This window comes from Cyanobium gracile UHCC 0281, assembly GCF_034931305.1.
GTDB lineage: Bacteria > Cyanobacteriota > Cyanobacteriia > PCC-6307 > Cyanobiaceae > Cyanobium > Cyanobium gracile_A.
In genome coordinates this window covers 1-11,779 of sequence record NZ_JAYGHY010000002.1, presented here as the reverse complement: position 1 = coordinate 11,779, position 11,779 = coordinate 1, and the positions used below count along the sequence as shown (strand labels likewise).

Genomic DNA, 11,779 nt, shown 5'->3' with positions numbered 1-11,779 from the left:
ATGGGTGGACCGCGCTGCTCCACGCCGAAGCTTTCCGGGCTCTGGTTCCCACTGCCTCTCCTGCTGCTGGCCGGTGCCGGCCCCAGCGCCGCCGAGCCCCTTGAACCCGTCGCCGGGGAGAGCGACGCCCCTCCTGCGGCGCCCCTCGTCAGGCTCGAGCCGGGCTGGGGAAGCCTCCAGCAGACCCTGGCTCTGCCGGCCTGGATGGATCTGAACCTCGAGATCCTGGCCGAACCGATGGTCAACCCGGGCGGCGGTCTGGTCCGGGCGGCGAGCTGGATCCAGCAGTCGACCCTCGCACTGACCTTGCGCGCCCCCAGCGACCCGGCCCACGCACCGGCACGGGAATGGCAGCGGTGGGCCCTGCATGGGGCCATCGCCAGCTTCAACGGTGACCCCGTTTATGCCCAGCAGGTGGGGGCGGCGCTGCCCCTGCAGGAGGTGGCCAACCCGGTTGGGCTCTGGCTCACCCGCGCCAGCCTCGAGCGCCGTTCCTCCGATGGCCGCTGGAGCCTGGAGGTCGGGCTGGTGGGCATGGACCCCGATCTGTTCAGCACCCCCATCGAGGACTTCTACGTCCATGACGCCCTCAACGGGGCGCCCGTCCTGTTCACGATCCCGAACTTCCCCGTCTTTCCGGTTGCGGCGCCAGGCGCCCTGCTGGTGCTGCGGCCGACCCCGGCCAGCACCCTGCGGCTGGCCAGTTTCGATCTGGCCGCCGCCAACACCGTGGCGGGGCTGCTGGGGGCCTCCACGGGCCTTCCCCCCGGACGGGGCTGGACCCACCAGCTGCAGTGGAGCTATGCCGCCCCCTGGCTCAACCGCCACCTGGCGACGCCCATCGCCGCCTGCCGTGAAGGCTCCGGCATCAGGAGCCGACAGCGGACCTGCCGCCAGCCGCTGCAGGTGGAGCGGCAACTCCCCGGAGGACAGCTGCAACTGGCGGCCTATGCCGGAACCGGCCCGAACCGGGGCCTGTACGGCAGCGCCACCGTGCCGATGGCGCTGCCCTGGGGCCTCGACCACCGGCTCTGGGCCGCCGCCGCCGCGGGCCTCGACACCGCCGCCAATCCCACGCCCAGCTACCTCGGCGGCGGCCTGGTGAGCCAGGGGGTCCTGCCCGGCCGCCCCCTCGACCTGCTGATCCTGGGCGTGGCCCGCACCGGATTCAGCCCGATCAGCCGTCCCGGTCTCAGCCACGAAGGGGTGGTGGAGCTCGGGTATCAGGTGCGGATCAACCAGTCGTTCAACCTGCAGCCCAGCCTGCAGTGGATCGTCAATCCGGGCGGCGCCGGCCGGGTACCGGGCCTGTTCGCCGCGGGCCTGCAGCTGGGTTTCAGGTTCTAGGAGCCGAGGAGGCTGATGTCGAGCAAACTGGGCGCCGGATGGGGGAGATGGCGGGCCATGGGGGGCAGCGGAACGGGGCGGCCCCTGGTCAGGTGGATCCTCATGGGGCTGGCGCTGGCCCTCGGCCTCGGAGCAGGCCCAGGGGCTGGCCAGCCCCTGCCGGCGGCCAGCGGTGACGATGGGCGTCGCCTCGAGCGCCGCTGGAACGAACTGGATCGCCAGATCCGGGCCCTCGAAGAGCTGCTCCCTGCTGAGGAGGCCCCCCCCAACGGCGTCGCACCGGCCAGCCCATTGCGGTCACCGCAGGACACGGCTCCCCTGCCACCGTTGGCGCTACCGGAGGCCGCCAGCCTGCGTGAAGGCCAGCCCCAGGCCCTCAGCCTGGAGCAGACCCTGGCGATCGGCTTCGCCAACAGCCCCTCCCTGCAGGCCCGCCGCGAGGAGGTGGCCGCCGCCCTGGCCGAGCTCCAGAGCCAGATGGGCACCTACTGGCCGCGCCTCTCGGCCTTTGCCGCCGGTGGCACCGACCAGGCGAGCACCAGCTTCTTCTCCCCCACCGGTACAGGGACCCTCTTTGCCCCCAGCAACCCCTTCTTCATCCCCCCCGGCGGCAGGGGCTCCCTCAACACCAACGCCAACGGGGTGGCCACTGGTCTGCAGCTGCGTTACGAGCTGCTGGATTTCGCCCGCACGCCCAAGGCGCGGGCCGCCCTGGCCAGCCTGCGCAGCGGCCGTCTGGCCTACGCCGATGCCCTACGGCGGCTGCAGCTGACCCTGAGCGAGAGCTATTACCAGCTGCAGCGCGCCGACCAGCTGGTGCGCATCCGCGAGGCCGTCGTGCGCAACGACCTGCTGATCCTGCAGGACAGCCTGGATCTCAAACAGGCAGGGTTGGTTCCCAGGCTCGATGTGCTGCGGCGCCAGGCGATCGAAGCGGACGGGCAGGAACAGCTGATTGCCGCCCTGGCGGACCAGGCCATCGCACGGCGCCGCCTGGCGGCCCTGCTCAATCTGCCGCCCCAGCTGACCCCCGCCGCCGGCGACCCGATCCGGCTCCAGCCGCGCTGGCCCCTGGATCTGGAGGCCAGCCTGGTGGCGTCCTACCGGGACAATCCTGAACTGGAAGCCCTCCTGGCCACCCGCGAAGCCCTGCTGCAGCAGAAGGATGCCGTCGCCGCCGGGCTGTTGCCGAAGTTATCGCTGTTCGCCAGTGCGGGGGCCAGTGCCAGCAATGCGAACAACTGGAATGTGCGCGTTGCCGATGGCGGCTGCTGCGGTGCCACCGTGGCCACCTCCCTGAACACCTACGGCAGCGACTGGTCGGTGGGCCTGGCGGTGAGCTGGCTGCTCTTCGACGCCGGCACCACCCGGGGCCAGGCGCGGGCCCTGGCCCGTCGGGGGGCGGCCGTGGCCCAGCAGTACGCCGCCCAGCGCAACGACATCCGGCTGCGGATCGAGCAGGCGTTCTTCGGCCATGAAGCCAGCCTGGCCAGGCTGGTGGCGGCACGGCGGGGGGTGAAGGCGAGTCTGGAGGCCTTCCGCGACGCCCGCCTCCGCTACCAGGCGGGACTCAGCAGTGAGCTGGATCTCTCCAACACCCAGGAACGGCTGATCGCCAGCCTGGTGCAGCGGCTTGAGGCCACCGTGAACGTGAACGTCACCTACGCCCAGTTGCTGCGTGAGCTGCTGCCCATGCCGACGGATCCGGAGGCGCCGGTGCCAGCGCGGCTGCAGTGGGCCCCATGACAGGTCCGGCCGAAGCGATCGAGGCCGCCGACGCCTGCCAGGAGAGAAGCCTGCGCCGGGGGCAAGTGATCGCCCTGCTGCTGGCCGCACTGCCCCTGCTGTTGCTGCTGCAGCCCTATCAGTGGATGTCGGCCCTGGGCTTCCGGCTCCAGCAGGCCTGGCCGCTGGGCGGCCCCGGAGGCATCTCCGGAGGCAGCCTGCTGCTGGTGTTCGCCGGCACGGTGTTGTTGGCCCTGCTGGCGAACGGCCCCCTGAAGAGCGGCAGGGGGGGCGGCCTCACCGGTGTGATGGCCCTGCAACTGGAGGGGGTGCGCCAGGGACCGGCCCGCTCCGCGGCCCTGGCCTCCCTGGGTCTGAAACGCCAGCTGGCGCGCCTGCCGCTGCTGCTGCTCACCCACGGGGCCAGCCTCACCGTGGGACTGGAGTCCCCCTCCGCCTCCCTGGGGGCGAGCCTGCTGCTGGCCCTTAGGGAGAGGGTGGCCCCCCTGAAGCGTCTGCCCCTGCCGGTGCTGCTCGCGACCGGGGCGGGCGCCGGGCTGGGCATCGCCTTCAACTCCGTGCTGCTGGGGGTCACCTACGCCGCCGAAGAGTTATGCCAACGGCGTTCGGCCGCACTCTTCAACGGAACGCTTCTGATCACGGGTCTGGGGGTCGTGCTCGGATCCGCCACGGGCCTCTGGGGCGCCACCCCGGCCGCCCCCGCCCACCAGGGCGGGATCACCGTGCTGGTGGGCGGGGGCGGACACCTCGTCGTGCCGGCGTTGCTCCTGACCCTGACCGCGGGCTGGCTTGGCGGGGTGTTCACGGCCGGGACCGCCTGGATGGCCAGCCGCTGGAGGGGGTGGATCTCGGCGCCAGCCGGCCCTGGCGGGTCGCCGATTCCCAGACGCCTGCTCTGGGCTGTGCTGGCCGCTCTGGTGATCAGCCTGGCGGCCGTCGCCAGCGGTGGCTGGAGCCTCAACGACGGACAGTTGCTGATTCTGCGCATGGCCTACGGCGACGATCGCCCGGGCCTCGGGGTCCTCCCCTGGCGGCTGCTGGCCTCTGTGCTGAGCATTGCCATGGGCGCCCCTGGGGGCGTGATGCATGACGCCATGTCACTGGGGGCCCTGCTGGCCGGACCGCTGATCGGCGATCTGCCGCCGCTGGAACGGCAATTGCTGGTGTGGATCGGGGCGACGGCCCTGTTCAGCGGTGCCTGCCGCACACCCCTGTTCTGCGCCCTGTTCGTGGCCCAGATCGCCGCCTCTGTCGCCCTGGTGCCGTTGCTGCTGCTGGTGGCTGCCCTGGCGGCACCGATCGGTCGCTGGGTGCGGCCGGACACATGGAACGAGGTGCAACTGGAAAGCTGGCTTGAGGATCACAGAGGAAACGAGGGTGGTGGGATGAAAACAGGCTGAATAACCTGTATTCATCACCCTGCTGTCATCATTTTCCCGAACAGGCTGCATGGCGGAAGACTCAGTCAGGACAGGAACGACACGGCGGATCAGCAGGACTAGGCTAGTATCGATTGGGCTTGTCTGGCTTCTGATCGATTTCTATAACCGTCTGCCGTTCCTCATTGTCCAGCCATGAATCAAAGAGGGATCCATTGAAATCACCCGAAACTCCGGAGGACGAAAAGCTCCGGCTGGCAAAGCTTCGGTCACTGTGCATTCTTGACACCGCGCAGGAGAGTCGTTTTGACCGGTTCACGCGGATGGCCCAACGCCTCTTCAAGGTGCCGATCGCGATGATCAGCCTGGTGGACGCAGAGCGGCAGTGGTTCAAATCCTGTGTGGGCCTGAACGCCTCAGAGACCTCCAGGAGCGTTTCGTTCTGTGGACATGCGATTCTCGGATCCGATGTGTTCAGCGTTGAAGATACCCTCGAGGATGAACGTTTTTTTGACAATCCGCTGGTTCTCGGCGAACCCCAGATTCGCTTTTACGCCGGCTGTCCGTTGATCCTTGACCATCGCAAGCTCGGGACCCTCTGCATCGCCGACCGCGTGCCCCGATCCCTTGATCAGGAGCAGCTCGACAACCTGAAAGACCTGGCCGGCATGGTGGAGCAGGAATTGGCGGCCATCCTCCTCGCCACCAAAGACCAGCTCACCAACCTCGAAAACCGACGCGGCTTCCTTGCCCTTGCTCAGCAGAGTCTGCAACTCTGCACCCGCCAGGGTATCCCCGTCTCACTCCTCTATCTGGACCTCGAGCATTTCAAGACGATCAATAACCTCCATGGACATCAGGAGGGAGATCAAGCCTTGATCGCATTTGCCGATCTGATCAAGCATGTTTGTCGTGATTCCGACGTCGTTGCCAGACTGGGCGGGGATGAGTTCGTGGTTCTACTGATCAACTCGACTCGGGAGCAGTCAGAGACGGTTATCGATCGAATCAAGGCCGCTCTGGAGAATCAGAACAGGGTTTCAGGGAAAGAGTACGCCATTGATTTCTGCTACGGAATCACCTCCTATCAGCCTGAGAGGCATGAAACCATTGCCGAACTCCTTGCCGACGGACATGCTTTGATGCACGAGATCAAACAGCTTCGCAACTATTCTCCGATGGACAACACAGTTCCTGCGAGAAAGTAAACCAAAGCGGGCCTGACATTGGCAGGAGACGAAGGCAGGACCCAGGGAGCCGCAGGTTGAGATCCTGTCAATCAACAGAACATACCTCCGGGATCCAGTGATCAGATCATGGCCTTCATGACTTGAGAGCGGCTGCAAGGATCGTCCTGACCGATACATCAAGTTGATGCAGTTTCACGGGCTTGGCCAGGTATTCGGTAGCACCGGCCTCCATGCACTTTTCACGGTCGCCCTTCATCGCCAAAGCCGTCAGCACAATGATGGGCATCGCGGCAAGCTCTGGCTTGTCACTGGCGCGGACGACGCGCATGACCTCAAAGCCATCGACAATTGGCATGGACATGTCGAGGATCAGAAGGTTCGGCACCTGATGGCGAAGAAAGTCGATCGCCTCCTGGCCATTGCCCACCTGATTAACTTGGTATCCCTTGGCGGTGAGATAGCGTGAATAGATCAGCCGGTTGACCCTGCTGTCTTCTGCCAACAGGATCTGAGGCTGATCAATTTCGGAATAGGAATCCTGACTTGAACCTTCGGCCTCTATCCTCTCAGGAAGTGAAATTCTCGATTCTGCCTCGGCATAGAGTTCAACTGGGATGTAAATGTTGAAACAACTACCTTTTCCCAATGCCGATTTGAGGACAATGTTACCTCCATGGGCCTGAACAATCCTCTTGACAATCGACAGACCAAGGCCAGTGCCTGCGAATTGGCGACTCAACCCACTCTCAACCTGCACGAAAGGCTTGAAGATCTGATCATGGTCCTTGGCATCGATGCCGATGCCCGAATCCTGCACCCTGATGTGGAGCGTCCCATGCGGAGCTTCCCCCTCCCTCTCAAGGATCGTCCTGGCCTGCAGCCGTACAGTTCCTGCTATAGGAGTGAACTTGACGGCATTGCTGAGGAGGTTGATGAGAACTTGCCGAATCAGCCGCTCATCAAGCAAACACGCTGGCAGATCAGGCTGAACATCCGATGACAGGGTGATCGCTTTGGCCTGCGCCATCGGATGAATGGTGGTGATGCAGGATTGGCACAGGGCACTGATGAATACTGGCTCAAGTTGGACTTCGAGCTTGCCTGCTTCAATTTTCGTGATATCCAGAATATCGTTAATCAGATCCAGGAGATGGGCGCCACTACTCTCGATCTCGCCCAAGGCCTTGCGTTGTGTCGGCGAGATTTCACCGTAGATGCTCTCTTGCATGGACTCAGCCATACCGAGGATCCCGTTGAGTGGCGTTCGCAGTTCATGGCTCATGTTGGCGAGAAACTGATCCTTGAGCCTTGTCGAGCGGGCCAATTCCTCATTGATCAAGGCCAGCTCATCATTGGTTCTGCGCAGACTTTCTTCCGCCAGCTTCTTCTCTTGCAATTCCGCTTCAAGCTTCGTGAACAAGTCAGCCTGCTGAATGGCGATGCTGAGCTTCCTCGCCAAGTGACTAACAACTTGGATATCTTCATCTGTCCAGCTTCGTGGCGCTTTGCAGTGGTGTACACAAAGCAGACCCCAGAGTCGAGAGCCGCAAATCAGCGGGACCACAAGATTGGATTGGATTCCCAGCCGATGAAGAAGATCCCGATAGCATGGATTCAAAGCGGCTGTCGCCACATTGTTAATGATCTGATGACGCCCTTTGAGATAGCGGGCCACGAGAGTGCTGCTGAAGCAGGTTTCTTCAATAGACATGGATAGCAAGGCAGCGGTACCTGCCTGGACAGCCTCGGCAACAAATTCGCCCTGACGGCACCGGGAGTCCTGATCAAACTGATAGACGGCGACGCGATCCACATTGAGATAAGGAAGCATCTCATTGACGGCCACCTGAAAGATACGCTTCAGCTCCAGAACGGTCAGAATCCGCTCCGTGATTTCACGCAAGATCAACTCTCGCTTCACCTGACGTTGCAGGAAGGCAGCGTTCTGCTCCATTTTCTCTGCCATCTGATCAAAAGCCGCAGAAATCTGAGCCAGCTCATCAGATCCTCCCAATTCACTCCTGACCTTGAGCTCTCCAGCGCCCAAAGCATAGCTGGCTTTGATGAGTTTCCGTATTCGATTGGTAACAGCAGAATGGAAAAAGATCCAGATGCAGAGGCCAAGAATGACAAGCAGCGCATTGAAAAGAAGTGCTCTTCTCAAGGCCTGTTGAAAAGCGAGGCTCCTCGATTTGGCAAGACTGTAGTCAACAAACAAGACGCCCACGCGTGATGAGCGCAGCTCATTGGGTAGAGCCTTGAGCAGGGTGGGATAAACGGCGATCAGTTGGGAGCGGTCGGATGAAAGCTGAACCGTTCCCTGCAGCATCCGCCGTGTGCTCGAAAAGATTGGAACCAGCGGGGCTGCAACTGTGGTTTCAACAGAACGTCCTAAAAGACTATAGTCACTGGCACTAATGACAACGTTTTTATCATTAAACAGAAGCACACTCAGATAGTCCTGATTGGCTCCCAGCTGGCTCACCAAGGCAACGACTTGATCACCCTCCTCCTCGTTACGAAAAAGATAATCGATCATTCGCGCTGCCTGGGATACTGAGGCTTTCAGATAAATGGCGGCACTTTGCTCAGACTTGCGATTGGCATCCTGGAGTTCCTGGAAAAACGTGATCGCCCCAAGCAGGGCCCCACTGAGGACGATCAAGGCTGGGACTGTAAAGCGAAGGGGTGGGGGGAATCTCTTCATGCCTGCATCGGTGGGCTACGTTCTGGCAAGTGCCCGTTCGACAAACTGGGGATCCAGAAGAGTAGCTGGATCTATCTTTGTTGAAATCAGACCGTTTTTCAGCATGACATCGATCAGCTTTGTCATGGAATCCACCAGCGCCGAGTTACTCTGACTCAACAATGCCACATTCTCCTTCAGTGATGGCTGTTGCAACAGGCTGAACGCTTCCAGCAGCTCCTCCGGCTTCACCTGGGTGCGCTTGGCCATGCGACGCGCTGCCGACTTAGGATTTTGTTGAAAATAATCCAGTGCGTTGAATCTTGCATTCACCAGCGCTTGAAGATTGTCGGCATTGTCAGCGATTGCGGAGCTGCTTACAGCCAGCGTGTCGACAATTTCTCCGGGGATCATGCTGCTGTCAAACAGAAGCTTGGCACCCGTCTTCAGCAAATTGGTGCGCGCAGGTCCAAAGGTGACCACCGCATCAACCCTTCCATCCTTGTAGGCGGCCTGGTGATCACTCATTTCTAGTGACACCACTGTGACATCCTGGGGAGTCATGTCATTGAGGTCAAGGGCCCGTGCCAGGAAAAAGGCTCCCAATGCGGTTGACTCGACGCCAACCCGCTTTCCCTTGAGGTCCTGCAGCTTCGCGAAGCCCGGCCTGGCAAGGATGACATCGCCTCCATTGGAAAAGTCCATGATGGCAATGATCCTGATATCTCCTTGCGTGGCCGCCAAAGCGATGACCTGATCAATCGAGAGGCCGGCTCCATCGATTTCACCATTGCGGTAGGCCCTGACCTGTTCAGTACTGGACGGGTAATCAATCAATTTGATCGGCTTGCCCTTCAGATCTCCGAGATCCCTCGCCAAAAAGAGCGTTTCATAACCTGTCCAAAGGTTGGCGCCAATTCTCAGTGGTATTGACGATGCCCCAGAGCAACTCGTAATCGCGACAGACAGGCTCAGGCCGACAATGCCGAGCAGCAGCATCCCAAGCCAACGTCGCAGGTTCAGGGTCATCCGTTGGTGTCTAGAGCAGGCACGCTTGGGTAAGATTCTCTGCCAGAAGGGAGACAGCACATCAACAATCAAAGAAAATTTCATGATGACATCATGCTGCCAGAAAGGCATCAGAAAGACCTCATCTTTGGCCGTAGGTTTAACGCTTCCAAGGGATCATTCCGGACGAGAAGAATACCAGCGCTCGATCCTGTAGCCCAGGATCACCACCAACACCACCAACCAGAACCACAGCTCAGGTGCATTGGAGTTGCACAGCACCACCAGCAGCACCACCTCACTGATCAGCCAGGGAAGTTCCTGCCGCAGCAAAGGATTGCGGATCTGCCACCGGCGCTCTTCGCTCATGGCAATCCTCCGGGCTGACGCAGGGAGGGGCGGTCCCAGAGGCGATCGATGCGCAGATTGCGATAACCCCCCGTGAGGGACCGCAGCCCGGGGAGCACATACGTGATCGGCGTGCGCCACTCCACGTAAGCATGGGCGGCGATCGTGAGACCCTCCCTCACCGGGAACACCCCGCTGCCGCCCGAGAGGGTCCAGCGGTAGCCGTCACGGCTGGAGGGGTCGCGCTCCAGCTCGATCTCCGTTCGCATCACCGGCCCCTGCTTGAGAAGATCACGGGCCAGCTGGGGGTTGCCGATGGTGGTGGAAATGTCCTCCTCCGTGGCCGGCAAGGCCAGCACCTGGGTCACCTTGCCCACGATGCCGCCGAACCGGCCCCGCTGGTCCCAGAGGGGCACCACCTCCACCGGCAAACCCACCGGAAGTCGGCGGGCATCGGCCGGAGCGAAATAGGCGACGGCCCGCAGAAGCGGGGCACCCGCAGCGGGGGCGGCGAGCCTGCCCAGGGTCCCCAGGCGCTGACCGGTGGCCACCGTCTGGCCCTGGATCACCTGCAGATCCAGCACCGTGCCGTCCCGGTCGGCCAGCACCTGGCCGTCATAGGCCAGGCGGGCCTCAGTGACACGGATCTGGCGGCGCAGATCGTCGATCTGATAGCGCCGCTGCAGGGCCTGGGTCTGGATGTCGAGCTTCACCTGCTCGTAGCGGGTGAGCAGATCCTTCTCCTGGATCCGCACCGCGTCGAGGCTGACGCTGGTGCTGGTCAGACCCTGCTCGGCCGCCACCACCTCGGAGGCCAGGGGAGCCACCACCTCCCGCTGGCTCAGCCAGCGGAGGTTGCGCACCTTCTCCGCGTAGGTGGCGGCCAGCTCCTGGTAGCGACGGCGATCCTGGGCGAGCTTGGCGAGGGAAGTGTCGACACTGAGCTTCTCGCTGGCCAGCCGCAGGGCATCCCGGCGGTCGAGCTCGCGGTTGTCGCGCTCCAGCTGGGCCAGGTTGCCGCGCTGCTGCTGCAGCTGGCGGTCGAGCACCGGCAGGTAGAGCTCCATCAGCACCTGCCCCTTGCGCACCTCCTGCCCCACGGTCACCCGCAGGTGCCGCACCTGACCGCCGGCGCGGGCATCCAGCAGACCAGCCGTGTTGGGGTAAAGCAGCACTCCCTGCCCCATCACCTCCGTGGGCACGGGCCAGAAGAGCACCCACAACCCAAGGGCTCCGCCCATCGCCACCAGGCACGCCCCCACCTGGCCCCGATCACCGAGGCCCCGCCAACGGCGGCGCAAGCCGCCAACCGGCCGGCTTGGCGGCGCAGCACCTGTCGGGGGAGCGGAGGTGGCCATCGCCGCCAGCATGCTGGATGGGAGCCCACCTGTCAGCCCGCCAGAACGCCCAATCGGGCCAGGACAGCGCCATCGGCGACACCCGCGATCACATCGGCCAGCAGGGGAGCCAGCACCGGCACCTGGGCGAAGGCCCCTCCGAAACCACTGAACACCCACAGGCCGGCCGCCCCCGGCAGCGGGCCCACCAGGGGCAGCCCGTCGGTGCAGAAGGCCACCGGCACCTGCCGATAGGGGCCCGGCAGGGCTGCCAGCAACGGGTCAAGTCCGGCCAACCCCTGGCGCAGACGGCCCTCCATGGTCGCCGCGTCTGGCGCCTCACCACTGTCCAGTCCCGGCCGCACCAGACTGATCTGGCCCAGCAGCAACCCATCGCCCCAGGGGGCGCAACCGGCATCGACGATCCAGCGTTCCTCCCGCAACCCTGGCGCCGCCCCCTCCAGGACTGGACGCTGCCAGTGGCGTGGCTGGACGATGCGGCGCTGCATGGCATGCCGCCACCAGGGACTGCCGGATGACGGCGGCAGCGTCGGCCGCGCCGGCATGGCCAGCACCCCGGCCCAGCTGGCGCGGAGGCGCTCCGGCAACGAGGGGGTGAGGGAGCGGCAACCGGCGCCGGCCGCCAGCACCACCTGCTCCGCCAGCAGGGGGCCACCGGACTCCAGCTGCAGCTGCCAGCCAGCGGCCACCGGCCGCGGCGGGGCCACAACCCGCGCC

At 63.6% G+C, this 11,779-nt stretch carries 8 protein-coding genes and 1 pseudogene; 4 read left to right on the top strand and 5 right to left on the bottom strand.

The window, feature by feature from the left end:
• The 4 genes from VB739_RS00735 to VB739_RS00720 all read left to right on the top strand — a co-directional run bounded on the left by VB739_RS00735 (position 1) and on the right by VB739_RS00720 (position 5,680).
• The gene (locus VB739_RS00735) at positions 1 to 1,347 is read left to right on the top strand and encodes a carbohydrate porin (protein WP_323355239.1); all 1,347 of its coding nucleotides are present in this window, start codon (positions 1 to 3) and stop codon (positions 1,345 to 1,347) included.
• A gap of 57 nt (positions 1,348 to 1,404) precedes the next feature.
• On the top strand, positions 1,405 to 3,093 hold the full coding sequence (locus VB739_RS00730; RefSeq protein WP_323355238.1) for a TolC family protein: 1,689 nt from the start codon (positions 1,405 to 1,407) through the stop codon (positions 3,091 to 3,093).
• The gene (locus tag VB739_RS00725) at positions 3,090 to 4,493 is read left to right on the top strand and encodes a chloride channel protein (RefSeq protein ID WP_323355237.1); all 1,404 of its coding nucleotides are present in this window, start codon (positions 3,090 to 3,092) and stop codon (positions 4,491 to 4,493) included. Before VB739_RS00730 ends, VB739_RS00725 begins: the two co-directional genes overlap by 4 nt.
• 164 nt (positions 4,494 to 4,657) lie before the next feature.
• On the top strand, positions 4,658 to 5,680 hold the full coding sequence (locus VB739_RS00720; RefSeq protein ID WP_323355236.1) for a sensor domain-containing diguanylate cyclase: 1,023 nt from the start codon (positions 4,658 to 4,660) through the stop codon (positions 5,678 to 5,680).
• Positions 5,681 to 5,795: 115 nt separating this feature from the next.
• Here the strand turns inward: VB739_RS00720 and VB739_RS00715 are convergent, their stop codons facing one another.
• The 5 genes and pseudogenes from VB739_RS00715 to VB739_RS00695 all read right to left on the bottom strand — a co-directional run.
• Positions 5,796 to 8,327: an ATP-binding protein gene (locus VB739_RS00715; protein ID WP_323355235.1), complete on the bottom strand. Its 2,532-nt coding sequence runs from the start codon at positions 8,325 to 8,327 to the stop codon at positions 5,796 to 5,798.
• Positions 8,328 to 8,384: 57 nt separating this feature from the next.
• On the bottom strand, positions 8,385 to 9,488 hold the full coding sequence (locus VB739_RS00710) for an ABC transporter substrate-binding protein (RefSeq protein WP_323355234.1): 1,104 nt from the start codon (positions 9,486 to 9,488) through the stop codon (positions 8,385 to 8,387).
• A gap of 45 nt (positions 9,489 to 9,533) precedes the next feature.
• On the bottom strand, positions 9,534 to 9,725 hold the full coding sequence (locus VB739_RS00705) for a hypothetical protein (protein WP_323355233.1): 192 nt from the start codon (positions 9,723 to 9,725) through the stop codon (positions 9,534 to 9,536).
• On the bottom strand, positions 9,722 to 11,062 hold the full coding sequence (locus VB739_RS00700; RefSeq protein ID WP_323355232.1) for an NHLP bacteriocin system secretion protein: 1,341 nt from the start codon (positions 11,060 to 11,062) through the stop codon (positions 9,722 to 9,724). Before VB739_RS00700 ends, VB739_RS00705 begins: the two co-directional genes overlap by 4 nt.
• Positions 11,063 to 11,094: 32 nt before the next feature.
• Positions 11,095 to 11,779: pseudogene (locus VB739_RS00695) on the bottom strand (hypothetical protein); the annotation flags it as partial.

What these genes read in the sequence shown, in the direction of transcription:
- VB739_RS00735 (WP_323355239.1), top strand. Translation starts at nt 1, where the DNA reads ATGGGTGGACCGCGCTGCTCCACGCCGAAGCTTTCCGGGCTCTGGTTC.
- VB739_RS00730 (WP_323355238.1), top strand. Translation starts at nt 1,405, where the DNA reads ATGGGGGGCAGCGGAACGGGGCGGCCCCTGGTCAGGTGGATCCTCATG.
- VB739_RS00725 (WP_323355237.1), top strand. Translation starts at nt 3,090, where the DNA reads ATGACAGGTCCGGCCGAAGCGATCGAGGCCGCCGACGCCTGCCAGGAG.
- VB739_RS00710 (WP_323355234.1), bottom strand. Translation starts at nt 9,488, where the DNA reads ATGCCTTTCTGGCAGCATGATGTCATCATGAAATTTTCTTTGATTGTT.
- VB739_RS00705 (WP_323355233.1), bottom strand. Translation starts at nt 9,725, where the DNA reads ATGAGCGAAGAGCGCCGGTGGCAGATCCGCAATCCTTTGCTGCGGCAG.
- VB739_RS00700 (WP_323355232.1), bottom strand. Translation starts at nt 11,062, where the DNA reads ATGGCCACCTCCGCTCCCCCGACAGGTGCTGCGCCGCCAAGCCGGCCG.